Origin of the sequence: Neisseria sp. 83E34 (assembly GCF_001308015.1) — a bacterium.
Lineage (GTDB): Bacteria > Pseudomonadota > Gammaproteobacteria > Burkholderiales > Neisseriaceae > Neisseria.
The window spans coordinates 47,793-71,764 of record NZ_LGYH01000010.1; the positions used below are offsets into that span (position 1 = coordinate 47,793).

Here is a 23,972-nt window from a genome sequence, read left to right on the forward strand (position 1 = left end):
CAAAATATACAAAAAATGTCATCCCGCCTTCCAAATATCATTCTCAAAATAAACATAACAATATGTTTTATAAAAACTAATTCATATAAAATCATCTAATGACAAACTAAATCGACGTAATTTGTCACCTACTGACCATTAGTGGCAAGAATTATCCCCATACCAAATACATACTTCTTTATCAAATACCGTTTATCAATTTTTTTTTGACAAATCCTCTATTGATATTTCTTCTTAAAACAGACAAAATACACCCAACAAAACACAAAACAAACCGGCAAAATCACTTTGCCAACGTTATAAAAACTACATTCAATAACATTACGAATAACATTACAAACTCAAGGAAAACGTCATGAAAAAGTATGTTGAAGCTTATCTGCCTTTAATTATCGGATTATTGCTGCAAATTGCTGTACTAGCGCTTATTCTGATGGGAGATCCTCAAACACTGGCCACACATAGCAACCCAATCAACTCTTCAACAGCCGAAGTGTTAAGCCAAACCTTACAAAGTGCTTCTACTTTTGGCATGAATAAATAAATTTCTCCATGTAAACAAAACACAACGGTCAATATTCATTCCAAATATTGACCGTTTAATTTTTTTTTAGCCGACCGGAACTTTACCCATTTAAAATATATCTGCAATTAATAACAATTTCTTCAATCTATAAGAGAGACATTCATATGCAAAAAATCCTTTTCTCATTGCTTGCAAGCTCCATGCTGCTTGGAACTGCACAAGCAGCGGTTAGTGATGTTAAGTTCTATGAAAAAGCCAGTCAGGCCAAAGCACCGATTAAAGGCAAACTCGCACTTCGTTTAACCATCAAGCCTGACGGGTATACTGAAAACATTAAAGTTGCGCGCAGCAGCGGTTCTAAACAAATTGATCAAGCCGCGGTAGAATGGATGTCGCGCCAACAGCTACGCCCTGTATCCCAAAACGGCGAAGCCCGCGTATTTAGTACCATCAAAGAGATTAAATACGGTTATTAAGGTTTTACCCGACTCAATCCGGCGAAGCAGCTTAGTCCTGTTGTGCCGGATTTTTTACATAATTAAGCCACACCTGACACAAAATCCTGTTATAGATAAATAACTGAATACCATCACAACACAAAAGCGGGGTTTTCCCGGCTTTATCATTCATAACAGCAAGCAAACAATAGCTATCGAAAATAAACAAGGTCTGCTACCCTATTTAAATTACCATTTTTAAAAATTCAACTATATACTTTCAATTAAATCATCAGATTAAAAGAGATAAACAATGAAAGCATACATTCCATTTCTTCTACTCCCTCTGTTGGCCGCATGTAGCTCCGGACCTTCCGGCATGTCTGTCAACCTCGGTATCGGCAGCCGTATCGGCTCACATGTAGGCTTAGGAACATCGGTTAACATACCGGTGGATATTTCCGGTAAAAAATCTGATTCGGGCATCAACGTTATTGAAAAGCAAATCGTTACGCACTTCGATACGCAAGGCAACGCCAGCGATGCGGCCGTGAAAGGTGGTTTCTACCGCCAACTCATCAGCAAACGCAGCAACAATGAATATATCGTACAAGATTTTTATGAAGATAACGGCAGAAAGCGCACTGACCCGATGGTGTTAACCCGTAAGCAATTAATGGACTTCAATGCCCATCCCCTAGACGGTACACTAACCGTTTATGCTTATAACGGCAATATCATGCGTCAGCAGACTTATCAAAACGGCAGGCTAACCAGTGCAAAATATTAACGATGATCAATGCCTGTCTGAACATTCAGACAGGCATTAATTCAATTAACTTAGCTCTCTTTAGATAACAATGGAGATGAAATTTTTATACTATAGCAAAGTAAACTTAACAACAGTACACTTGTCATTAAGTATTTCCCAGCAACATCATAATGCCTGTCTGAAACCATCTTTCAGACAGGCATTGTTTGATCTCAAATTAAATGCAAATGATGCAATTGCTCTTCCAGCCAGGTAACATCAGCCTGACTGCTCACAGCTAATGTTAACAACGCAACTGCTGTTTCCAGATTACATTTTCCACCACTCACAGCCCCTGCCTCACACAATGCACTGCCTTGGGCATATACCGCTGCTACACAACCTTGCAGTACTTGGCTGATATTTAAAAGCAATTTACCTTGCTCCGTAAAAGCACGCACTGCTTCAATCAATGCCGAGCTATCCGGCGCATTTCCATGCCCGTAAGTTTGCAGTATCACCGCATCAGCAGTATTGTGAACAATATTGTGTGCAATAGTATCGGCCATCATCCCCGGAATCAATGTATAGCATTCAATATTGGCTTCCGGATTAATTTCTTGCACGGCAAACGGTTCTACCGTTTTTTCAGACAGGCATACTTTGTCCCAACCACCTTCTTCACTCCACATACCCGATGCACCAAAATGCGCATTATCAAATGCCGCAGCAAATTCGGTGCTGATTTTACTGCAGCCTACCGCAGGAAACAGCTTGCCATTAAATGCGATTACCACATCTTTCAAATCCGGCCGCTCCAGCGCAGCTACCGCTGTAGCTAAATTCAGCGGCGCGTCACTGTTTTCACTGTTGTAAGGCCATTGCGCCCCAGTGAGCACAACGGGCTTGTTCAAGCCCTTTAACGACAGTGCAAATATATTGGCGGTATAAGCCAGCGTATCCGTGCCATGTAGCACCAACACCCCATCATATTGAGGAATCTTGTCTTTCAGAATAGCCAGCCAATTTTGCCAGTCGAGCAACGTAACGGCAGAAGAATCAATCAGCGGGTTGCAAACGTGCCAGTCAAAATCGCAACGTGCGGCAAACGGGGCAAGCGCTTTGCCAACCAAGGCCGTATCGGGAGCCAATCCTTTACTGCCGGCACTCATACCTATAGTGCCCCCGGTATAAAGAACAAAGATATGTTTTTTCATTAAACAACAGCCACAACTTTTTCAGACAGGCATTACCATTTGCCCGCAACTTTTTTATTGCGCATCAGGCAGAGCATATCGGCTGCCACATGCGCGGCAGCAATCGCAGTAATTTCAGCACTGTCATAAGACGGCGCCACTTCCACCACATCCATACCTACAATATTCAAATCACCGAGTTTGCGGACAATACCCAAAGCCGTATGCGAATTCAATCCGCCGGGCACCGGCGTTCCGGTACCCGGAGCAAAGGCCGGATCAAGGCAATCAATGTCGAAAGTAATATAAACAGGATTATTGCCGATGATTTCATAAATCCGCTGTACGGTAGCATCTACACCGTTTTCATTTACCCACGGCGCAAACAGCATATTCATGCCCATAAAATCGCTGTTCCAAGTGCGGATACCGACTTGAGCCGAAGTTTTCGGATCAATCAACCCGTTTTTAACGGCTTTGTAAAACATAGTGCCGTGATTTAACGACTCTTCCGCATCATCAGGCCAAGTATCGCAATGCGCATCAAAATGCAACAAGCTCAGAGGCTTACCGTATTTTTCTGCATGTGCTTGCAGCAGAGGATAAGTAATGTAATGGTCCCCGCCAAACGTAAGCATTTTTGCATTGGAGTTTTGGATAATATCGCGCGCATGTTGAACAATAGTTTCCCGAATTGTCCAAGGCTGATGCGCATCGAACCAACAATCGCCGTAGTCAATCACCGCCAAATCATCAAACGGGTCAAATCCCCATGGGAAAAGGTTTAGTTCTGCCAGTTGCACGCTGGCTGCACGAATTGCCGCCGGCCCCAAACGCGCGCCCGGGCGGAAAGTGGTGGCTAAATCCAAAGGTACGCCCGATACAACCACATCAACGCCTTCCAGATTGCGCGTATAGTTGCGGCGCATAAACGATAATGCGCCGGCATAAGTATTTTCAATAGTTGAGCCTATCAGCCCTTCGCGGCGGAATGCGCCATCGCCATAGATTTTTTCGGTCATAGTGTATAGAGCCTTTGAAATTTCTCGAATCGACTAATGTTGTAGCAGCGTTCAACCGCTCAAAAACAATACGGCGGTAAGCCGTTTTTTGTGATGGTAACGTATAAACTATACGCGAACCACGCCTGTCTGAAATAGAAATAAGGCTTTCAGACAGGCATCTGAAAACCTTATGCGGGTTTATACTTCTTTTTGGGTTTGCTTTTGCGCTCTTTCCGCTTTTTTCACCGCCCTTAATGCCTGTCGTTGTTGGCGCAGTTCTCTCAGTTTCCGATGATAAAAACGTATGCGCTGGCGCTTTCTCCACCAGAAATAGCCTAACACTACCGCGCCGATGCCGATTAAGATAAACAAACCGTATTGAAACTGGTGAACCTTATTCATCAACCAATCGCGGTTGGATGCGCCATAGTCTCCCAAATACACCCAAACCGGCACGGAAATCAAAGCGGCAAAACCATCCATCAACAGGAAACGTGTAAACGAAACTTTTCCGCTGATACCGGCTGTAATGAAAATCGGCGTACGCAAGCCTGGTAAAAAACGTGCCACAAACAATACCCAGTTGCCATACTTATCAAACTTTTCCTGCACTTGCGCATAACGCTTGGGCGTCATCACACGCGCTACTGGTTTGAATCTTAATATTTTATCGCCGTAGGTTTTTCCGGCCATAAACATCATGCCGTCACCGACCAGTACGCCAAGCATACCGACCAAAAACATAATGTGCACATCCGCGTATCCCAAACCGGCGATAATGCCCCCTGTTACCAAGGTAATATCTTCCGGAATCGGCACGCCGAAGCCACACGCAACCAATACTAAAAAAACGGCAGCGTAACCGTATTGTGTAAAAAATGACTCCAAGAGGGCGAGAGAAATCATAAGCCCTGCTTCCTTTTTCGTGTGTATATGGTTAGTTTCGAAGCACTTGAAATGGCATTCAAGCCCCGCCTGCCATTCTAACAGACGGGGGCTTGTTTTTCTGCTTGTGTTGCGATTATTTTCTTGCTTTTACAGGCGGATTTTGAATGGCTGCGGCAATTCGCTCGGCTCCAGATTGCGCCCAATCAGATTGCTTGGCTTCCACCATCACACGCACCACCGGCTCGGTGCCGGAAGCGCGCAATACTACGCGGCCTTTGCCTTCCAGCTCTTTTTCCACCTCTGCCAGCGCAGCGGCAGACGCGCTTTGCCAATCCTGCCCTTTTTCAATGCGCACATTAATCATGGTTTGCGGATACGGGCGCCAGTCTAAAGCCGTTGCCAAATCCTGATTCAGGGTTTGGATAGCCGCCAATACTTGCAATGCTGAAATGATGCCGTCACCGGTATTGTGTTTATCCATGCAAAGAATATGACCCGAAGCCTCGCCGCCAATCAGCCAACCGCGCTGGTGCAATTGCTCCAAAACATAGCGGTCACCTACTTTGGCGCGGGCAAAGGCAACGCCTTTTTCTTTCAAGGCCAATTCCATTGCCATGTTCGTCATCACGGTGCCGACCACTCCGCCGATTTTCACGCCCTCTTTCGCGCATGCTTTGGCAATCACATAAATCAAGCTGTCGCCATCATAAACTTTGCCGTTTTTATCGACCATCATCAGGCGGTCGCCGTCGCCGTCCAGTGCAATGCCGTAATCCGCATCGTTTTGCAACACGGCCGCTTGTAAAGCTTTAGTATGGGTAGCACCACATTTTTCATTGATGTTGTAGCCGTTCGGTTCATCACCGATGGTCACCACTTTTGCGCCCAGCTCATGAAACACTTTCGGCGCAACATGGTAGCCCGCACCATTTGCGGTATCAACCACTAGCTTCAGGCCACGTAAGTCCAAATGGTTGGGAAAAGTGGATTTACAAAATTCGATATACCGGTCATCCGCACCATTAATACGGCGGGCGCGACCTAAACGGTCGGAAGGCATAGTCACCATTTCTTGATCAAGCTTCGCTTCGATTTCCAGCTCAATCTCATCGCTCAGTTTTACACCGCCTTCCGCAAAAAATTTGATGCCGTTGTCAGAATACACGTTATGCGATGCGGAAATCATCACACCTGCCGACAAACGCAGTGCGCGGGTTAAATAAGCAATACCGGGTGTAGGCAGCGGGCCTGTCTGAATCACGTTTACACCGGCTGCAGTGAAACCGGCTACCAAGGCAGCTTCCAACATATAGCCGGAAATACGGGTGTCTTTACCGATGATCACAGTAGGTTTGTGCTCACTGTCATGATGCACCAAAACCTGACCGGCAGCATAACCGAGCTTCAAAACGAATTCAGGGGTAATCGGAAACTGACCTACTTCACCGCGCACACCATCGGTGCCGAAATATTTTTTAGCCATCTTAAAAGACACTCCAAATTTAATATAAGTTTATTTTGTTACAGCCTTCCGGCTGCTTTTAAATTTAAGATTATGATTATCTTACACATGCCTGTCTGAATCTTTTCAGACAGGCTTACAGGCAGATATTGCTTACAAACGGTTGCCTGCTTTATCCACCTGAAAGACACCCAGCTCACGCCATACGTTCAAGGCATCTACCGTTGCTTTGACATCGTGGACCCGAACAATCTGTGCACCCCTCGCCACTGCTGCCAATGCAGCCGCCACGCTGCCGTACACACGCTCTTTCGGCGCCTGTTCGCCGGTTAAATCACCTATCATACGTTTGCGCGACACACCGATTAATAATGGTAACGCCGTTGCTTCCGCCAATTCATCCAAATGCTGCATCAACAATAGATTATGTTTCAGTGTTTTACCAAATCCAAAACCGGGATCAAGCACAATTCTTCTCTCATCAATACCGGCCCCAGTGCACACAGCAACCCGTGCTTTCAGATAATCTGCCACTTCGCCGACCACATCCTGATAGTGCGGGTTATCCTGCATGTTCTCCGGCATGCCCTGCATATGCATCAAGCAAATACCTGTTTGAGAATATTGCACCAACGTAGCCACTGCACCTTCATCTTCAAGGGCTTGCACATCATTGATTATATCTGCATAGCCTGCTGCCAGCGCTTTTTGCATAATTTCAGCACGACGCGTATCCAAGCTGATCGGCACATTCCAAGTCGCCAACTTTTCCAAAACGGGCGCCACCCGCAACCATTCCTCTTCAGGCGAAATATAAGCCGAACCCGGGCGCGTGGACTCGCCGCCTACATCTAAAATATGCGCGCCTTTCGTTAAAAGCTTTTCGGCATGCCTCAGTGCTTCATCCACACTTTTCGAATAATTGCCACCGTCGGAAAAAGAATCAGGAGTCAGATTAATGATGCCCATTACTTTCGGCTTGGACAAGTCTATCTGAAAACGACCCGCCTGCCAGATATAATCTCTCATGGTTGTTAAACCGATTTAAAAAAAGATGGAATTATATCCGATATACTGCCGCGTAATAATTAAAACAAATAAAACATATGCCTGTCTGAAATATTCAGACAGGCATATATTGTATAACCGATCCACCTCAGGCTTTATCGTTATTGCGCTGCTCTTCGGTTTTGATTACATCAGAATAAGCAACATTGCTCTCTTCTTGCCTATCAGCTTCAGGTTGTTGGGCATGCCCTTGGTCGGGCTTTTGCTCTTCATCTTTGCGGATATTGTGGCTGTAATCTTTAGGAGGGCTAGGCTGCTTGCCTTCCATAATTTCCAAAACCTGATCACGATCGATAGTTTCCCATTCCATCAAAGCTTTACACATAGTTTCCATCTTATCCCGGTTTTCATCCAGAATTTTGTAAGCCACTGCGTATTGCTCATCTAAAATGCGACGTACTTCGGCATCCACTTTCTGTTGGGTTTTTTCAGAAATATGCTGCGAACGGGTAATGCTGCGGCCTAAGAATACTTCGCCTTCATTTTCCGCGTACACCATCGCACCCATTTTTTCGCTCATGCCGAAACGGGTAACCATCTCGCGGGCAATTTGTGTTGCACGTTCAAAGTCATTCGAGGCGCCGGTAGAAATGCGGCCGACAAAAATATCTTCGGCAATACGGCCACCGTACAGAATCGAAATCTGGCTCAGCATTTGATCTTTATACATGCTGATACGGTCGCGTTCCGGCAACTGCCATGTCAAACCCAATGCACGACCGCGCGGCATAATGGTTACTTTATGCACAGGATCGGTAAACGGCAAACTTTCCGCAACAATCGCATGGCCGGCTTCGTGATATGCAGTCGCGCGTTTTTCATCTTCGTGCATCACCATGCTACGACGCTCGGGACCCATATAGATTTTGTCTTTAGCATCTTCAAAGTCGCTTTGATCCACTTTAGTTTTATTGCGACGGCCCGCAAACAGCGCAGCTTCATTCACCAAGTTGGCCAAATCCGCACCGGAAAAACCGGGTGTGCCGCGCGCCAATGATACCAAATCTACTGAAGCATCCAACGGCACTTTTTTGGCATGCACTTTCAAAATCTGCTCGCGACCACGGATATCAGGCAGCGGCACCACAACCTGACGGTCAAAACGACCCGGACGTTGCAATGCGGGGTCAAGTACATCAGGGCGGTTGGTAGCGGCAATCACAATCACGGTTTGATTGCTTTCAAAACCATCCATCTCCACCAGCAACTGGTTCAAGGTTTGCTCACGCTCATCGTTACCGCCGCCCAAACCGGCACCACGTTGGCGACCAACCGCATCAATCTCGTCAATAAAGATAATACACGGCGCGTTTTTCTTGGCTTGTTCAAACATATCGCGGACACGGCTGGCACCTACACCGACAAACATTTCCACAAAGTCGGAACCTGAAATACTGAAGAAAGGCACGCCTGCCTCACCGGCAATCGCTTTAGCCAGCAAAGTTTTACCGGTACCCGGGCTACCCGCCAGCAAAATACCGCGCGGAACACGTCCGCCCAAGCTCTGATAGCGGTTCGGCGATTTGAGATAATCTACAATTTCTTGAACTTCTTCTTTGGCTTCATCGCAACCGGCAACATCGGCAAAAGTGACTTTATTGGCATCTTTATCCAAAAGCTTCGCACGACTTTTACCAAAAGAGAATGCACCGCCCTTACCGCCACCGCCTGCCTGCATGCGCATGAAATAAATCCATACACCAATCAGCAACAGGATCGGCAACATGTTCAATAACAGGCTGGTAAAAATGCTCGGCTTTTCTTCAGGCGTTACTTTCAATGCCACTTTTTTGTCCAGTAGCGTTTTTACCAAGTTGTCATCCAAAGGTGCGTTAGTTAAGAACGTGGTTTTATCGTTGCGCTCGCCCTTAATCAAATAACCTGAGAAAACCGAGCCTTCAAAATTAACGCTGGCTATCTCACCCTTATTTACCTGCTCGATAAACTGCGAATATGTAATTTCTTTTTTTTCTTCCTGCTTGCCCACAACAGCATTAAAGGCAATCATCAAACCGACTGCCAATGCTATCCAGACCAACAGGCTTTTCATGGTGCTTCCCACGGAAACAGGCTCCCATACATAAAAAATTAAATAAAAACGGATTGTAATTCAGACACACTCTATTGTCAGCGTTTATTTTTCCCTAATAGATAAATCTCACTGGAGCGATTGCGTGAAGCATCGGGCTTGCGTACCTGCACACTTTGAAACACCTCTCTCATTTGTGCCGTAAATTCTTGATAGCCCGCGCCCTGAAACACCTTCACCAGGAAACAACCTCCTGTTTTCAAGTGGTTGCGGGCGAAATCCAAAGCAAGTTCGCAAAGATAATAGCTGCGCGCCTGATCCGTTACAGAGTTGCCGCTCATATTGGGTGCCATATCGCAAATTACAAGGTCTAAAGACCGCCCGCCCAGCAAAGATTCAAACTCTTGCAGCACGCTCTCCTCACGGAAGTCGCCCTGAATAAAAGACACGCCTTGCACAGGATCCATCGGCAAAATATCCAATGCGAACACCGCCCCGTTGCTGCCTACCAATTTAGCTGCCACTTGTGACCAACTTCCCGGCGCACTGCCCAAATCGGCCAAAACGGTGCCTTGTTTAATCAGTTTGTCTTTTTCATTGATTTCCAAAAGCTTATAAGCCGCGCGCGCGCGGTAACCCTCCTTTTGCGCTTTATGCACATAATGATCGTTTACATGCTCGTTCAACCAAGCTTTAGAGGATTTAGAACGCACTGCCATCCGATTACTTTCTTTGCGGAAACCAAGCTGCGTATTATATGTGATTTTTTAGCGGAACTGGCGTAGAATAGCGAATTTATCTGTATATATTTCATTTGGTTCCATGTCAGAAAAACTCACTCCCCGCGAAATTGCGGAGCTGAAAGCCCGCGCCCATTCATTAAACCCTGTTGTGATGATCGGTCAGCACGGATTAACCGAATCCGTTATTAAAGAAACCGATGCCGCATTGAAAGCACACGAATTAATCAAAGTCCGCGTTTTGGGTGATGACCGTCAGGAACGCATTGCCATTTGCGAGGCTTTATGCCGCGCAGTAGATGCCCAGCTCGTTCAGCATATCGGCAAGCTACTGGTTTTATGGCGGAAAAATACAGAAGATTAATCATATTTTGAACAATTAACTACAAAATGCCTGTCTGAAAAAGTTTTCAGACAGGCATTGGTCTTTAACTGACCATTACACATCAATTTTGCTCAATACATAATCAATATCTTTGTCGCCCCGACCCGACAGATTCACCAACAGGCGTTTGCTGCCATCCAATTCTTTAGCGCGACGCAAAGCATACGCAATGGCGTGGGAAGATTCCAGCGCAGGAATAATGCCTTCTTCGCGCGACAAAGCTAAAAATGCATCAAGCGCTTCTTTATCGGTAGCGGTTTCATAACGTCCGCGTCCAACATCTTTCAAGTGGCAATGCTGGGGGCCGACACCAGGATAATCCAGCCCCGATGCAATCGAGTGTACGGCTGCCGGTGTGCCGTCTGCTTCTTGCAGGTAATAACAATTAAAACCTTGGATATTGCCAAACTTGCCTAAAGTCATGGTTGCGGCATGCCGTCCGGGTTTATCCAAGCCTTCGCCGGCAGGCTCCACACCGACCAAATCTACTGCTTCATCATTGATAAACGCATTAAACAAGCCCAAAGCATTTGAACCGCCTCCCACGCAGGCAATTACCTCATCCGGCAAGCCGCCATATTGGCTTTGAAACTGTTCACGCGCTTCATGGCCGATAATACTTTGAAAATAAGACACCATCTCAGGATAAGGTGCAGGGCCCACTACCGAGCCGATTGCAAACATGCTGCTGTCCAGCTGGCTCATATAGGCTTCGAACGCACTGTCAACCGCTTCTTTTAAAGTGCCCGCACCTGCCGATACAGGCACCAACTTCGCTCCGAGGATTTTCATGCGCGACACATTCGGATGTTCTTTTTGAATGTCCACCACACCCATGTGGATTTCACATTCCAAACCCAGCAAAGCCGCTGCCGTTGCCAACGCTACGCCGTGCTGCCCGGCACCGGTTTCGGCAATTACTTTCTTTTTGCCCAGCTTTTTCGCCAGCAAAACTTCGCCTATGCAATGGTTGATTTTGTGCGCACCGGTGTGGTTTAAATCTTCGCGTTTCAAATAAATCTGTGCGCCGCGTTTGGATAGTGTTTGAGCATGATAAATCGGGCTGGGTCGGCCGATATAAGTGGCTTGCAAACGTTTCATCTCTTCGATAAAAGCTGCATCGCCGATGATGCTGCGGAAGCCTGCTTCGATTTCAGCCAAAGCCGCTGCAAGCTGCGGATGACCTATTCTGCCTCCGTGTTTGCCGAAATTGCCGTCTGCATCAGGCAGAACCAGCGGGTTCAGTTGTTCGTGTGCCATTATTTTCTCCTGTATCGAATATGAAATTAAACTTGATGAATTGTAGATACAAAAAAACCGCCCGGTATCAACGGAGCGGTTTCAGATTTATACGCCGGATTTGCTTCAGCAAACCGCGCAATCATGCGCCGCAGAAATGCAGTTGCCAATTGCGCCAAAAGAAGTTTTGCGTATTCATGCGCAGCATCTTAACATAAGTTTTCTTAGCTTATCAATACTGGGTTTCAGACAGGCATATCGGATTCTCAGAGCGGTTTTCTGCCCAACAGGCGGATCAGCGAACTCTGGCCGGTGTGGCGCGAGCCTTCATGCACTTCCCTGCGCACATGCTCGGCCACGATCCATTCCAGCCCGCCAAACACATCCACCATATCGCGCAAAGTTCCCAGCATCGCCGGGTCGCTCGGGCCGCCCGTGCCAAACATAATCTGCTCGGGGTGATAAAACACGCCGGCAAACAAACCACCGGGTTCCAGCGCATCGATCACGCGGCGGTACACCTCGCTCCGCTTCGGCTCGGCAAAGTGGCAGAAAATATTGGTGATAACAGCGTAATGCTCTTGCGGAAAATCAAATTCGGTCAGATCCGCTTGCTGCGTGGCAAAACGGACGCCTTTTAATTCGGCCAATTTCTGCGCTTTTTGCAGCCCCACATCCGACAAATCCACGCCCAACACTTCCAAACCGTGCTGCGCGAGAAATGCAGCGTTGCGCCCTTCTCCCGTAGCCAAATCAAGCGCTCTGCCCTGCTTGGGCAGATGGTGCAGAATTTCCAGAATAAAATCATTCGGCTCGGTACCGAACACAAATTCTTCGGTATCGTAGCGTTCGTCCCATTTATACATATTCTCTCCTCTCCTTTGCTTGCGGCTCTCTGCACTGAAACAACAGCCTCAATACATTTTCAGACAGGCATTAAACAACCATGCCTGTCTGAAAAACCATCTATTCAATATTCTGAACCTGTTCGCGCATCTGCTCGATTAACACCTTCAACTCAACCGAAGCCTGTGTGCACTCCGCAGAAATCGCTTTGCTGCCCAAAGTGTTGGCTTCTCGGTTCAATTCCTGCATCAAAAAATCCAAGCGCTTGCCCACGCTGCCTTTCTGCGTGGTAACAATGCGTTTAACCTCCGCGATATGTGCCCGCAAGCGGCTGAATTCTTCGTCAACATCCGCTTTTTGCAGGTAAAGTGCAAATTCCTGCTTCAAGCGGTCTTCATCGATATTTTCCACCGCCTCGGCCAGACGGGTGCGGATTTTTTCCATATAGGCCTGCAACAAATGCGGGAACAATTCTGCCAAAGCGTCCACTATTTCCGCCATGGCGTCCAGCCTTGTCACAATGTGCTCCTGCAGCTTCACACCTTCGCGGCGGCGCGTTTCCGAAAACTCTTCCAACGCTTGAACCAGCAAATTCTGCACCGTTTGGGCAAACGCTTCTTCATCCGCCACTTGGCTAACCAGCACACCCTGAAATTTCAAAATATCCGCCACGGTCAGCTTGCCCAAGCCGTCGTACTTTTTGCGCCATTTTTCGTTTAGCGCGGCCAGTTCGCCAACCAACGTTTCATTCACATTCAGCGCAACTTCACCATCTTCCGAAGGCTGAACCTGAATACGACATTCGACTTTCCCTCGCACCGCATATTGCGCCACTTTTTCACGTAATGTGCTCTCCAGATAGCGCAAATCATCAGGCATTTTGAACTGCACATCCAAATAACGGTGGTTGACCGCCCTGATTTCCAAATTGATGCGTTTGCCGCCGCACTCGCCCACCGCATTGGCAAAGCCGGTCATACTGTGAATCGTCATGGTGTTTTACTCCGAGATTAAAAATAGTGAGTGAAATCGCTTGCCAATATACCATAAGCCCGCATGATATAATCCACCGCGAATAAATTTTAAGGAAAATCCATGTCAACCGACTATAACCGCACCACCCGCCCTTCTGACGCCTTGCGCACCATCACCATCACACCTCACTTTCTTCCCCACGCCGACGGCTCATGCCTGATTGAATTCGGCAACACCAAAGTGATTTGCACCGCATCGATTGACGAAAGCCTGCCGCCCTTTCTGCGCGGCCAAGACCAAGGCTGGGTAACCGCAGAATACGGCATGCTGCCCGCCTCCACCGCCACCCGTATGCGCCGTGAAGCTGCTGCGGGCAAACAAAGCGGACGTACTCAGGAAATCCAACGCTTAATCGGCCGCTCGTTGCGCGCCGTTGTCGAGTTGGACAAACTGGGCGAACGCCAGATTCTGATCGACTGCGATGTGATTCAGGCCGACGGCGGCACGCGCACCGCGTCCATTACCGGCGCATTTGTCGCCTTGCAGCTGGCAGTGAACAAACTCCTGGATTCAGGCATGCTGATACAAAATCCGATTCGCGAAGCCGTGGCCGCTGTTTCCGTGGGCATAGTGGGCGGCATACCGCTGCTGGATTTGGATTATCCCGAAGACTCAGGCTGCGACAGCGACGTCAACATCGTCATGACCGCTTCAGGCAAAATCATTGAAATACAGGGCACGGCAGAAGGCGCACCTTTCAGCACCGAAGAATTAAGCCGTCTCATCGCACTCGGCCAAAAAGGCATTGCCGAGCTGATAGCGCATCAGCAAAAAGCTTTGGAGCGCAGCGCCGGATAAGCAAAGCCGAATGCCTGTCTGAAAACGAGCAACACGGGTTTCTGCGAAGCGAAAACATTTTCAGACAGGCATTTCCAATTCTGCCGCACAAGAATAATTTATCAGCCTGAAACCTTGAATTCCCAAGTAAAAATAGTAATAATGTTTCGTTGTTCCCAAACCGCAATAATCTGAATTGTTGCATGTAAAAAATCCGATCAAGAAAGCAGCAAAATGGCGTTAATCGTACAAAAATACGGCGGCACCTCAGTAGGCTCTACCGACCGTATCAAAAACGTAGCAAAGCGTGTGGCCAAAGCCCGCGCAGAAGGACATGATGTTGTCGTTGTCGTTTCCGCAATGAGCGGCGAAACCAACCGTTTGGTTGCACTTGCCCACGAAATGCAGGAATTTCCCGATCCCCGCGAATTAGACGTGATTCTGGCCACCGGCGAACAAGTAACCATCGGCCTTTTGGCCATGGCGCTGAAAAACATCGGCGTAGAAGCCAAAAGCTATACCGGCTGGCAAGTTGCCGTGAAAACCGATGCCGCACACACCAAAGCCCGCATCGACCATATCGACGATGAAAACATCCGTGCCGACTTAAAACAAGGCAAAGTCGTTATCGTGGCCGGCTTCCAAGGCGTAACCGCCGACGGCGACATCTCAACTTTAGGCCGCGGCGGCTCCGATACTTCGGCCGTTGCATTGGCTGCAGCCTTAAAAGCTGACGAATGCCAAATCTACACCGACGTAGACGGCGTATACACCACCGACCCGCGCGTTGTGCCCGAAGCGCGCCGCATGAGCACTATTTCCTTCGAAGAAATGCTGGAACTTGCGAGCTTGGGCTCGAAAGTTTTACAAATCCGCTCAGTAGAATTCGCCGGCAAATACAAAGTGCGCCTGCGCGTATTAAGCAGCCTGCAAGACGGAGGCGAAGGCACTTTAATCACCTTTGAAGAGGACGAAAACATGGAAAAAGCCGCCGTACAAGGCATCGCATTCGATAAAAACCAAGCCCGCATCAACGTGCGCGGCGTACCCGACAAACCTGGCATCGCCTACCAAATCCTCGGCACCGTAGCCGATGCCAACATCGAAGTTGACATGATCATTCAGAACGTTGGCGACGAAGGCACCACCGACTTCTCATTCACCGTGCCGCGCGGCGACTACAAACCTACTTTAGAACTTATGAACGGCCTGAAAGAAAGCTTGGGCGCTACCGAAATCGACGGCGACGACGGCGTGTGCAAAGTTTCCATCGTCGGCTTGGGCATGCGCTCACATGCAGGCGTAGCGGCAAAAATGTTCCGCACTCTGGCAGAGGAAGGCATCAACATCCAGATGATTTCCACTTCCGAAATCAAAGTTTCCGTGTTGCTTGATGAAAAATACATGGAGCTGGCTACCCGCGTATTGCACAAAGCATTTGAGTTGGATAAAGCATAATCCGCACCAATCAGCAAAATGCCTGTCTGAAAACGTGTGTTCCCTGTTTTCAGACAGGCATTTTTTATCAAGATATTGTAAATACACTTTGTTTTTATCATATCTTTGTCATACTCGGGCTTGACCCGAGTATCTTGAGTTTCGTTAGCTTTAGAGATACTCGGGTCAAGCCTGTGTATGACGGATGTGCTAATTTTTAAATTTTTTTTTTGCTGTAACGCGTGCATTAAAATGCCTGTCTGAAACCTTTTTCAGACAGGCATTGCCAACATTCCCGCTCAAGCCACATTAAACTCAGCCTGCACCATACCGGCCAAATCCAATGCCAATTTATCGCCCGAATGCAGTTCACCTACACCAGCCGGTGTGCCGGTAAACACCACATCGCCTGCTTTCAAGCCATAGCTGTCGGCCAATTCACGCAAAATAGCAGTAATCGGATAAATCATATGCGACGTTTGGCCGCGTTGGCGTGTTTCGCCGTTCACTTTGAAAGTAAACGCACAATCTTGTGCATCCGGCAATTTTTCCGCCGCAATAAAATCCGACAGGCAAGCGGCGCCGCGGAAACCTTTGGCTTTAGTCCACGGCAACCCTTTTTCTTTCAAACGGCTTTGCACATCGCGCGCCGTCAGATCCAAGCCCACGCCGTAACCTGCAATAATGCCGCTTAAATCGCCTTGCAAACCATCCGAATCTTTGCCGATCAGCAGAACCAATTCGCATTCATAATGCACCGAACGGCTGTATTCAGGCAGGCATATGGTGCTGCCGTTTTGCAGAATGCTGTTGTTCGGCTTCATAAACACCACAGGTTCCGTAGGCGTTTCGTTTTTCAATTCGGCAATATGATCTACATAATTCCGGCCGATGCAGTAAATATTATTCACGCCAACAACCTGCTGCTCCAGTTTTACCTCAATCATGATGTTCTCCTAATCCATAAAAAACCGTTTGAACAAAGCCCAAACGGTTTCTATGCTTTATCTTTGTAACTCAGCGGCAACCTTTTCCACCACCGCATTCACTGTCACACTCTGCGCTTCGCTGTCGGTGCGTTTGGCGTATTCGACCACACCTTCTTTCAAGCCGCGGTCACCAATCACAATGCGGTGCGGAATACCCAAAAGCTCGGAATCGTTGAGCAACACTCCGGCGCGCTCGTCGCGGTCATCCAGCAACACATCCACACCTTTTGCCAACAACTCGGCATAGAGCTTGTCGGCGGTTTCGCGCACGGCATCGGATTTTTTGTAATTCATCGGCACAACCACCACTTCAAACGGCGCCATCGCATCCGTCCAGATGATGCCGCGCTCATCATTGTTCTGTTCGATGGCGGCGGCAACAATGCGGGTTACACCGATGCCGTAGCAGCCCATTTCCATTACTTGCGATTTACCGTTGTTATCAAGAAAGCTTGCATTCATGGCTTGCGAATATTTGTCGCGCAGCTGGAACACATGCCCCACTTCGATACCGCGCGCCAGTTTCAAGCGGCCTTTGCCGTCCGGGCTCGGATCGCCCTCAATCACGTTGCGCAGGTCGACAAACTCAGGCTCGGGGCAGTCGCGGCCGAAATTAAAACCTGTGTAGTGGTAGTCGTCTTCATTGGCGCCGATTACGGTGTCGGCCAGCTTTTCAGTGGCGTAGTCGGCATACACTTTACCTTTGAAACCCACCGGGCCGAGCGAGCCGCCATTGGCACCAAAGCCTGCCTGAATTGCTTCGGGCGTTGCCATGGCTAAAGGCGACTTCACACCTGCCAGCTTTTCGGCTTTGATGTCGTTAAATTCATGGTCTCCGCGCAACAGCAGCAGCGCCAGTTCGCCTTCCGCTTCGCCCTCTACCACAATCGATTTAAGTGTTTTCTCAGCCGGAATATTTAAAAATGCCGCCAAATCGGCAATGGTTTTCACATTCGGCGTGTGAACTTTGGTTAATGTTTCAGCAGCAGCGGCACGCTCGCCTTGTTGCGGCAAAGTCGGTGCGAGTTCCACATTCGCAGCAAAATCAGATGTGTCGCTGTAAGCAATCACATCCTCACCGCTTTCGGCCAACACTTGGAATTCGTGCGAGCCGGTGCCGCCGATGCTGCCCGTATCGGCGGCAACGGGGCGGTAGTTTAAACCCAAGCGGTTGAAAATACGGCAATAAGCGTCATACATCGGCTGATAGCCGTCGCGCACCAGCGATTCGTAATCGGCATGGAAAGAATAAGCATCTTTCATCACAAATTCACGCGCCCGCATCACGCCGAAACGCGGGCGCACTTCGTCGCGGAATTTGGTGTTGATGTGGTAGAAATTCTTCGGGAGCTGTTTATAACTGGTGATTTCCTTGCGCACAATATCGGTAATCACCTCTTCGCAAGTCGGGCCTAAGCAGAAATCGCGCTCGTGGCGGTCTTTCAAACGCAGCAGTTCTTTGCCGTAAAATTCCCAACGGCCGCTTTCTTCCCACAGCTCGGCCGGCTGAACCACCGGCATCAGCAGTTCGACCGCGCCGGCACGGTTCATTTCTTCGCGCACGATGTGTTCAACTTTGCGCAACACGCGCAAACCCATCGGCATCCATGTGTATAAACCGGAAGCATTGGCTTTGATCAAACCCGCCCTCAGCATCAATTTATGGCTGGCAAGTGCAGCTTCGGCAGGAGCTTCTTTTAAAGTGGAAATGAAAAATTGGCTGGCTTTCATGGTTCGGTTTCATTGTTGAAAATTACTAAAGACACGCGATTGTACCGCAAACCATACCGAATCGTGCAATCGAAACAAGGCCTGTTGATTTTGTGTGGCTTATCCGGCGCATGCCTGTCTGAAAATACCTATTTGATACTAATTTTCAAAAATTCTTTTTAAATCAAAGCATGATTTATAACCATATGATTTTTATGAAATAATTTTTGAACATTTTTTAATCAGGAGTAAAGCAAAGCTTACCAAGACACGTTTTATCCACCTTATTCACGCCTTATCCCCATGGTTATCCACATAAAATGTGTATGACTTACGAAATCTTCGTGTTCAGACAGGCATATCGTTGTGAAGCTGGGCTTTTCACACATCCGTCGGCACACCTTAATATAATCGTAAAATATTCCGTTATAATCCACACATTCAAACGATCATGCCATATCCGCACAATGACACCCGCCCAGCTCAACCACACCGCAGCCGTTCTGACCGACATCCTAACATTCAAACAACCCGCCGATTCCATACTTGCCGCCTATTTCCGCGAACATAAAAAACTCGGCAGGCAAGACCGTTATGAAATCGCAGAAACTGTGTTCGCTGTTTTGAGGCACTATCAAAAAATCAGCGCCATTGTTCCCAAACCACACACCAAGCCGCGCCAAGCTGCTTTAGCAGCTTTGATTATCGGCCGTTCTGCAGACGCTGATTTGATTCGCCATCTCACCGAACAAGAAGAAGCGGAAAACCTAAAAAGTTTGTTCGACAGCACAAACCCATTCCCCAGCACGCTACACATTACTGCTGAACTGCCCGAATGGCTGATTGAAATATTACAAAAGCATTATGACGAAACTGCCATCCTACGATTCAGCCACAGCATCAATCAGCCGGCACCGCTGGATATCCGCGTAAACACATTGAAAAGCAAGCGCGATAAAGTTTTGACGCAACTGCAAAAAGAAGGTTTTGCCGCCCAAGCCACGCCTTTTTCACCCTGGGGCATCCGCTTTCAAGACAAACCCTCACTGAACCGGCACCCTCTGTTTCTTGACGGAACACTGGAAATCCAAGACGAAGGCAGCCAACTGCTGGCTTTGCTACTCGGTGCCAAGCGCGGAGAAATCGTGGTGGATTTCTGCGCAGGAGCGGGCGGCAAAACCTTAGCCATCGCCGCCATGATGGCCAACAAAGGCCGTATTTACGCATTTGACATTGCAGAAAAACGCCTTGCCAACCTCAAACCCCGCATGGCGCGCGCAGGTGCCGCCAACATTCACCCTGAACGCATCAGCAGTGAAACCGCCCCCCGCATTGCCCGACTTTATGGCAAAGCCGACCGGGTTTTGGTTGATGCACCCTGCTCCGGTTTAGGCACTTTGCGCCGCAATCCCGATTTGAAATACCGCCAATCGCCTGAAACTTTAGCTTCCCTGCAAGCTCAGCAAGCCGCTATTTTGGCCGAAGCCTCCAAACTGGTGAACGAAAAAGGCCGCTTGGTTTATGCCACTTGCAGCATCTTGCCAGAAGAAAACGAAATGCAAGTGCAACATTTTTTGGAAAGCCATCCCGACTGGCATATTGTCGATTGCGCCAGCCTGCTAAGTAACTATAAAATTCCGCTCGATACAGGTGTATACTTGCGCCTGAATACCGAACAACACCAAACCGACGGCTTTTTCGCCGCTGTGTTGGAACGAAATTAATCAACTATTTAGGAATCCATCAAGATGAGCATTCAAGATCAAATCAAAGAAGTGGTTACCACACACCGCGTTGTACTGTTTATGAAAGGCACCAAGCAATTTCCCCAATGCGGCTTTTCTTCCCGCGCCGTGCAATTGCTGCAAGCAGCAGGCTGCACCGATTTTGTTACCGTAAATGTGTTGGAAAACGAAGAAGTACGCCAAGGGATTAAAGAATACAGCAACTGGCCGACCATTCCCCAACTGTATGTAAACGGAGAATTTCTAGGCGGCTCCGACATCATGATGGAGATGTATGAAGCCGGTGAGCTGCAAGAAGCATTAAAAACCTGATTGAGCGGTTAACTCACAAGCTGATGCCTGTCTGAAAAATATTTTCAGACAGGCATTTGTTTTTACAAGGTTAATCAACCGTTTTTTACTGCAAAAACCTTCTCGCAAAAAAGTTAAATCAATATGAATAATTCAAAAAATTTATAAACAAGAATTAACTTCATTCATATCTATAAAATTGATATAAATCCTTAAATATCAAAGCACTTGCAGCTCTTTACATAACTATCTACAATGCCCTCATGAAAACAATGACATCACAAACCGTTAATGAAATGATGGAGCATGCCGAGCGCGCATCCTCCTTATTGAAATTGATTTCCCATCCGCACAGATTGATGATTTTGTGTCTCTTGGCGCAAAGTGAGCGTAATGTTACCGAAATCGTGAATATTATCGGCATCAATCAAACCGCCGTATCCAATCATTTAGCCAAACTACGCGCAAAAGGGGTGGTTGATTACACCCGCTACCACCGGATTCTGCAATACCGCATCACCTCTCCGGAAATCTTCAACCTGCTTGAAGCCATGTGCCAAGTTTATTGCGCAACTGATCGGGAAGCGAAACAATAGCATTGCCTTCTGCACCGAATCATTACTGATACCTGCTGAATACAGAAAAGTAATGGTTCGGTGCTTTGTGTTTTTTGCTACAATCCCATTTTCTTTACCCATCCAATCCGTTCGCTATGAAAATCGCCACTTGGAACGTCAACTCCCTAAAAGTCCGCCTGCCGCAAGTTCAGGAATGGCTGCAACAACACCAGCCAGATATATTGGTTTTGCAAGAACTCAAGCTAGATCACGACCAATTTCCCGCCGCTGTTTTTCAAATGCAAGGTTATCAAGTTGTTTGGAGCGGGCAAAAAACCTATAACGGTGTGTCCATTATCAGCAAACACGATATTACCGAAGTCTGCACCCAACTACCTTTGCTGCCTGATGATCCGCAAAAACGCGTGATTGCCGCCACTATTAACGGTGTGCGCGTCATTGATGTTTACTGTGTCAACGGAGAAGCAGTCGACAGCCCCAAATTTGAATATAAACGCGAATGGTTTGCCGCTTTGAACGCATTTATCAAAGAAGAAATGGCACGCTATGAAAAGCTGGTTTTACTGGGCGACTTCAATATTGCACCGGCGGATTTGGATTGTTACGACCCTGAAAAATGGTATGAAAAAATTCATTGCTCCAGCGCCGAACGCGCATGGTTTCAAGCTTTGTTGGATTTAGGCTTACACGACAGCCTGCGCCACATCCATCCCGATGCCGTGATGTACACGTGGTGGGATTACCGGGGTGCCATGTTCCGCCGCAAGCAGGGTTTGCGCATCGACCATATTCTCGTCAGCACCGCAATGCGTGATGCCCTGCATACGGTCTCGGTCGATACGGAAGCGCGCGGCTGGGAGCGGCCGAGCGACCATGCGCCGGTATTGGCAGAGTTTAATTAAGCCGCCATAACACGAATGCCTGTCTGAAAACTTTTCAGACAGGCATTTTTCAAGCTCAATTCTTTAGATTAAACAATCACTTCTTAACCCACCAAGTTTCCAAAGCCCATGTCGTTGCATCGTAATACTTAGGCAGCTTATCCGGCATGGCAAGTGTGTTGCGATAAATCACACGTTTTTTAGCCGAATACCAGTTGGGTACCGCCAAATATTGCCAACGCAACACACGGTCAAGCGCTCGGGCGCTGGCCACCAAATCTGCACGGCTTGTGAAGCTGCTAAAGCGTTTGAGCAGCTCTTCCACCGCCTCATCACACAAACCGGCATAGTTACGCTCCCCGGGTGTTTTAGCAGCTTGGCAGCTGTGATATGAAAACTGCTCGTTGCCGGGGCTTTCGCTGTTGGCATAGGTGGTCATGATAATGTCGTAATCAAAATTTTTGATCCTGCGCTGGTAAAGTGCCGTATCCGCCAAGCGGATATTCAGCGAAATGCCGATTTTGGCTAAATCCCGCTGCCATTTCACTGCGGTTTTTTCAAATGATTTATGGCTGGCCAGATATTCTATCTGCACTGGCTTGCCGTCTTTGCCGACCAGCAAACCGTCCCGATAATGGTAGCCAGCGGCCAGCAGTAAAGCCCTCGCCTGCAGCAAGTTCGGGCGGATGCCTGTCTGAATATCGGTTTTCGGCGGCTGCGGCACATCGTGTTTGAACACCGCTTCGGGCAGTTTGCTGCGCAAAGGCTTCAGAATTTCCAGCTCCACGCCTTCGGGCTTGCCGGTTGCCGCCATTTCGCTGTTGGTAAAAAAGCTGTTGCTGCGGGTATAAGTGCCGTAAAACAGGCGCTGGTTGATGCTTTCGAAATCAAAACTCAACACCAGCGCGCGCCGCACGCGGATGTCTTTGAAAAAACCGCGCCGTTGGTTCATCACAAAAGCCTGCATGCCTGCGGTGTTGCTGTGCGGCCATTCGCGTTTTTCCAAAGCGCGTTTTTGCAATATCGTATCCGGATAGGCTCTCGCCCAGTTTCTCGCCGTATATTCTTCTGTAAAATCATAGCGTCCGCCCTTGATGCCTTCTATGCGTACAGCATTGTCGCGGTAATAGAGAAAACGCACGGTATCAAAGTTGAACATCCCTTTGCGTGCCGGCAGATTCTGCGCCCAATATCCTTTATCGCGTTTAAACTCAATGCTGCGCCCGCTCTCGCTTTTGCCCAGCCTGTAAGGGCCGGAACCGATGGGCGGCGTATTCGGTGCGGCTGCCAAGCCTTTCGGATAGCTTTTATGGGAAAACACGGGAAGTTGGCCTAAGGTAAGGTGCAACTCAGCATTGCGCTGTTTGAATCGAAAACGCACCGTGCGCGCATCCAGCTCGTCCACTCCGGCAATATCCGGCCAATATAAGCGGTACATAGGCTGCGCCGCTTCGTCTTCGGTCAGCAGCTCGAAAGATGTTTTCACATCTTTCGCCAACACCGGATCACCATTATGAAAGCGCGCTTTAGGGTTGATTTTGAATATAACGGAAAGTCCGTCCGGCGCGAGTTCCACCGATTCAGCCAAAAGGCCGTACATCGCAAAAGGCTCGTCCTGCCCCTGCACCATCAGTTGATCGACAGTAAGCATGCCGATACCGGATGCCGCGTCCCCTTTCATCGTAAACGGATTCAACGTATCAAAGCTACCCAATGCAGGCAAAACCAATGTTCCGCCCTTAGGTGCATTGGGATTCACATAACTGAAATGTTTGAAATCCGGCTGATAAAGCAAAGGCGCGCCCAAGCTGAAACCGTGTGCGGCATAAAGCGGGAGCGAAAACAGGCATAAAGCGGCGGCAAAGAGTTTCTTCATAATCAAAACATCAGGTTTTCCATAGCAGACATTGTAACCTGAAACCGCCGACATCAATAAAGCATATATCTTTGCAGGGATT

General features: G+C 48.1%; 23 protein-coding genes. 10 read left to right on the forward strand and 13 right to left on the reverse strand.

Going from position 1 to position 23,972, the window contains the following annotated elements:
- The first annotated feature begins 355 nt into the window (after positions 1-355).
- The 3 genes from AKG09_RS09980 to AKG09_RS09990 all read left to right on the forward strand — a co-directional run bounded on the left by AKG09_RS09980 (position 356) and on the right by AKG09_RS09990 (position 1,753).
- Positions 356-544 carry a hypothetical protein gene (locus AKG09_RS09980; protein ID WP_054619300.1) on the forward strand — a complete coding sequence of 63 codons (189 nt, stop codon included), beginning with the start codon at positions 356-358 and terminating at the stop codon, positions 542-544.
- A 146-nt stretch (positions 545-690) separates the two neighbouring features.
- Positions 691-1,002, forward strand: coding sequence for a TonB family protein (locus tag AKG09_RS09985; RefSeq protein ID WP_082391977.1), 312 nt, complete (start codon positions 691-693; stop codon positions 1,000-1,002).
- Between the two features lie 274 nt (positions 1,003-1,276).
- A complete protein-coding gene (locus AKG09_RS09990) occupies positions 1,277-1,753 on the forward strand; it encodes a hypothetical protein (protein ID WP_054619302.1) in 477 nt (158 codons plus the stop codon).
- A gap of 194 nt (positions 1,754-1,947) precedes the next feature.
- Here AKG09_RS09990 and AKG09_RS09995 read toward each other — a convergent pair whose 3' ends face one another.
- From AKG09_RS09995 to rlmE, 7 genes are all read right to left on the reverse strand, one after another.
- Entirely contained in the window at positions 1,948-2,931 is a 984-nt protein-coding gene (locus AKG09_RS09995) for an asparaginase (RefSeq protein ID WP_054619303.1), read from the reverse strand.
- A 32-nt stretch (positions 2,932-2,963) separates the two neighbouring features.
- A complete protein-coding gene (gene speB / locus AKG09_RS10000; protein WP_054619304.1) occupies positions 2,964-3,932 on the reverse strand; it encodes an agmatinase in 969 nt (322 codons plus the stop codon).
- A 180-nt stretch (positions 3,933-4,112) separates the two neighbouring features.
- Positions 4,113-4,820 (reverse strand): DedA family protein, encoded by a 708-nt coding sequence (locus AKG09_RS10005; RefSeq protein WP_054619305.1) that lies wholly within the window; start codon positions 4,818-4,820, stop codon positions 4,113-4,115.
- Positions 4,821-4,935: 115 nt separating this feature from the next.
- Positions 4,936-6,285 (reverse strand): phosphoglucosamine mutase, encoded by a 1,350-nt coding sequence (gene glmM, locus AKG09_RS10010; RefSeq protein WP_054619306.1) that lies wholly within the window; start codon positions 6,283-6,285, stop codon positions 4,936-4,938.
- Between the two features lie 132 nt (positions 6,286-6,417).
- The gene (folP, locus tag AKG09_RS10015) at positions 6,418-7,293 is read right to left on the reverse strand and encodes a dihydropteroate synthase (protein ID WP_054619307.1); all 876 of its coding nucleotides are present in this window, start codon (positions 7,291-7,293) and stop codon (positions 6,418-6,420) included.
- 127 nt (positions 7,294-7,420) lie between these two features.
- Positions 7,421-9,394, reverse strand: a complete 1,974-nt coding sequence (ftsH, locus tag AKG09_RS10020; protein ID WP_054619308.1) for an ATP-dependent zinc metalloprotease FtsH — start codon at positions 9,392-9,394, stop codon at positions 7,421-7,423.
- A 65-nt stretch (positions 9,395-9,459) separates the two neighbouring features.
- Entirely contained in the window at positions 9,460-10,080 is a 621-nt protein-coding gene (gene rlmE, locus AKG09_RS10025; protein ID WP_054619309.1) for a 23S rRNA (uridine(2552)-2'-O)-methyltransferase RlmE, read from the reverse strand.
- A 103-nt stretch (positions 10,081-10,183) separates the two neighbouring features.
- On the opposite strand from rlmE, the gene yhbY reads away from it, so the two are divergent.
- Positions 10,184-10,465 (forward strand): ribosome assembly RNA-binding protein YhbY, encoded by a 282-nt coding sequence (gene yhbY / locus AKG09_RS10030; protein ID WP_054619310.1) that lies wholly within the window; start codon positions 10,184-10,186, stop codon positions 10,463-10,465.
- Between the two features lie 75 nt (positions 10,466-10,540).
- On the opposite strand, the gene trpB is transcribed toward yhbY, so the two are convergent.
- From trpB to AKG09_RS10045, 3 genes are all read right to left on the reverse strand, one after another.
- A complete protein-coding gene (gene trpB, locus AKG09_RS10035) occupies positions 10,541-11,746 on the reverse strand; it encodes a tryptophan synthase subunit beta (RefSeq protein ID WP_054619311.1) in 1,206 nt (401 codons plus the stop codon).
- Positions 11,747-11,991: 245 nt separating this feature from the next.
- Positions 11,992-12,591 (reverse strand): bifunctional 2-polyprenyl-6-hydroxyphenol methylase/3-demethylubiquinol 3-O-methyltransferase UbiG, encoded by a 600-nt coding sequence (locus tag AKG09_RS10040; RefSeq protein ID WP_054619312.1) that lies wholly within the window; start codon positions 12,589-12,591, stop codon positions 11,992-11,994.
- Positions 12,592-12,691: 100 nt separating this feature from the next.
- The gene (locus AKG09_RS10045; RefSeq protein ID WP_054619313.1) at positions 12,692-13,564 is read right to left on the reverse strand and encodes a YicC/YloC family endoribonuclease; all 873 of its coding nucleotides are present in this window, start codon (positions 13,562-13,564) and stop codon (positions 12,692-12,694) included.
- Positions 13,565-13,666: 102 nt separating this feature from the next.
- On the opposite strand from AKG09_RS10045, the gene rph reads away from it, so the two are divergent.
- Positions 13,667-14,404, forward strand: a complete 738-nt coding sequence (gene rph / locus AKG09_RS10050; RefSeq protein WP_054619314.1) for a ribonuclease PH — start codon at positions 13,667-13,669, stop codon at positions 14,402-14,404.
- Between the two features lie 213 nt (positions 14,405-14,617).
- The gene (locus tag AKG09_RS10055) at positions 14,618-15,841 is read left to right on the forward strand and encodes an aspartate kinase (RefSeq protein WP_054619315.1); all 1,224 of its coding nucleotides are present in this window, start codon (positions 14,618-14,620) and stop codon (positions 15,839-15,841) included.
- 278 nt (positions 15,842-16,119) lie between these two features.
- On the opposite strand, the gene AKG09_RS10060 is transcribed toward AKG09_RS10055, so the two are convergent.
- Both AKG09_RS10060 and AKG09_RS10065 read right to left on the reverse strand, forming a co-directional pair.
- Positions 16,120-16,767, reverse strand: coding sequence for a fumarylacetoacetate hydrolase family protein (locus AKG09_RS10060; protein WP_054619316.1), 648 nt, complete (start codon positions 16,765-16,767; stop codon positions 16,120-16,122).
- A 57-nt stretch (positions 16,768-16,824) separates the two neighbouring features.
- A complete protein-coding gene (locus AKG09_RS10065; protein WP_054619317.1) occupies positions 16,825-18,540 on the reverse strand; it encodes a proline--tRNA ligase in 1,716 nt (571 codons plus the stop codon).
- Between the two features lie 446 nt (positions 18,541-18,986).
- Between AKG09_RS10065 and AKG09_RS10070 the strand changes: the two genes are divergently transcribed.
- The 4 genes from AKG09_RS10070 (at position 18,987) to xth (ending at position 22,035) form a co-directional block, all read left to right on the forward strand.
- Entirely contained in the window at positions 18,987-20,243 is a 1,257-nt protein-coding gene (locus tag AKG09_RS10070; protein WP_054619318.1) for an RsmB/NOP family class I SAM-dependent RNA methyltransferase, read from the forward strand.
- Positions 20,244-20,267: 24 nt separating this feature from the next.
- On the forward strand, positions 20,268-20,576 hold the full coding sequence (grxD, locus tag AKG09_RS10075; RefSeq protein ID WP_054619319.1) for a Grx4 family monothiol glutaredoxin: 309 nt from the start codon (positions 20,268-20,270) through the stop codon (positions 20,574-20,576).
- A gap of 251 nt (positions 20,577-20,827) precedes the next feature.
- A complete protein-coding gene (locus tag AKG09_RS10080; RefSeq protein ID WP_054619320.1) occupies positions 20,828-21,151 on the forward strand; it encodes a helix-turn-helix transcriptional regulator in 324 nt (107 codons plus the stop codon).
- A gap of 116 nt (positions 21,152-21,267) precedes the next feature.
- On the forward strand, positions 21,268-22,035 hold the full coding sequence (gene xth, locus AKG09_RS10085) for an exodeoxyribonuclease III (RefSeq protein ID WP_054619321.1): 768 nt from the start codon (positions 21,268-21,270) through the stop codon (positions 22,033-22,035).
- Positions 22,036-22,111: 76 nt separating this feature from the next.
- Here the strand turns inward: xth and AKG09_RS10090 are convergent, their stop codons facing one another.
- Positions 22,112-23,890: an extracellular solute-binding protein gene (locus AKG09_RS10090; RefSeq protein WP_054619333.1), complete on the reverse strand. Its 1,779-nt coding sequence runs from the start codon at positions 23,888-23,890 to the stop codon at positions 22,112-22,114.
- Positions 23,891-23,972: the final 82 nt, after the last annotated feature.

Excerpts from the sequence above, each read along its gene's own strand:
- AKG09_RS10090 (WP_054619333.1), bottom strand. The coding sequence starts at position 23,890 with ATGAAGAAACTCTTTGCCGCCGCTTTATGCCTGTTTTCGCTCCCGCTT.
- AKG09_RS10060 (WP_054619316.1), bottom strand. The coding sequence starts at position 16,767 with ATGATTGAGGTAAAACTGGAGCAGCAGGTTGTTGGCGTGAATAATATT.
- glmM (WP_054619306.1), bottom strand. The coding sequence starts at position 6,285 with ATGGCTAAAAAATATTTCGGCACCGATGGTGTGCGCGGTGAAGTAGGT.
- folP (WP_054619307.1), bottom strand. The coding sequence starts at position 7,293 with ATGAGAGATTATATCTGGCAGGCGGGTCGTTTTCAGATAGACTTGTCC.
- trpB (WP_054619311.1), bottom strand. The coding sequence starts at position 11,746 with ATGGCACACGAACAACTGAACCCGCTGGTTCTGCCTGATGCAGACGGC.
- rph (WP_054619314.1), top strand. The coding sequence starts at position 13,667 with ATGTCAACCGACTATAACCGCACCACCCGCCCTTCTGACGCCTTGCGC.
- AKG09_RS10040 (WP_054619312.1), bottom strand. The coding sequence starts at position 12,591 with ATGTATAAATGGGACGAACGCTACGATACCGAAGAATTTGTGTTCGGT.
- AKG09_RS09985 (WP_082391977.1), top strand. The coding sequence starts at position 691 with ATGCAAAAAATCCTTTTCTCATTGCTTGCAAGCTCCATGCTGCTTGGA.
- AKG09_RS09980 (WP_054619300.1), top strand. The coding sequence starts at position 356 with ATGAAAAAGTATGTTGAAGCTTATCTGCCTTTAATTATCGGATTATTG.
- grxD (WP_054619319.1), top strand. The coding sequence starts at position 20,268 with ATGAGCATTCAAGATCAAATCAAAGAAGTGGTTACCACACACCGCGTT.
- AKG09_RS10080 (WP_054619320.1), top strand. The coding sequence starts at position 20,828 with ATGACATCACAAACCGTTAATGAAATGATGGAGCATGCCGAGCGCGCA.
- AKG09_RS10045 (WP_054619313.1), bottom strand. The coding sequence starts at position 13,564 with ATGACGATTCACAGTATGACCGGCTTTGCCAATGCGGTGGGCGAGTGC.
- AKG09_RS10065 (WP_054619317.1), bottom strand. The coding sequence starts at position 18,540 with ATGAAAGCCAGCCAATTTTTCATTTCCACTTTAAAAGAAGCTCCTGCC.
- rlmE (WP_054619309.1), bottom strand. The coding sequence starts at position 10,080 with ATGGCAGTGCGTTCTAAATCCTCTAAAGCTTGGTTGAACGAGCATGTA.
- AKG09_RS10005 (WP_054619305.1), bottom strand. The coding sequence starts at position 4,820 with ATGATTTCTCTCGCCCTCTTGGAGTCATTTTTTACACAATACGGTTAC.
- AKG09_RS10055 (WP_054619315.1), top strand. The coding sequence starts at position 14,618 with ATGGCGTTAATCGTACAAAAATACGGCGGCACCTCAGTAGGCTCTACC.
- AKG09_RS09995 (WP_054619303.1), bottom strand. The coding sequence starts at position 2,931 with ATGAAAAAACATATCTTTGTTCTTTATACCGGGGGCACTATAGGTATG.
- xth (WP_054619321.1), top strand. The coding sequence starts at position 21,268 with ATGAAAATCGCCACTTGGAACGTCAACTCCCTAAAAGTCCGCCTGCCG.
- yhbY (WP_054619310.1), top strand. The coding sequence starts at position 10,184 with ATGTCAGAAAAACTCACTCCCCGCGAAATTGCGGAGCTGAAAGCCCGC.
- AKG09_RS09990 (WP_054619302.1), top strand. The coding sequence starts at position 1,277 with ATGAAAGCATACATTCCATTTCTTCTACTCCCTCTGTTGGCCGCATGT.
- speB (WP_054619304.1), bottom strand. The coding sequence starts at position 3,932 with ATGACCGAAAAAATCTATGGCGATGGCGCATTCCGCCGCGAAGGGCTG.
- AKG09_RS10070 (WP_054619318.1), top strand. The coding sequence starts at position 18,987 with ATGACACCCGCCCAGCTCAACCACACCGCAGCCGTTCTGACCGACATC.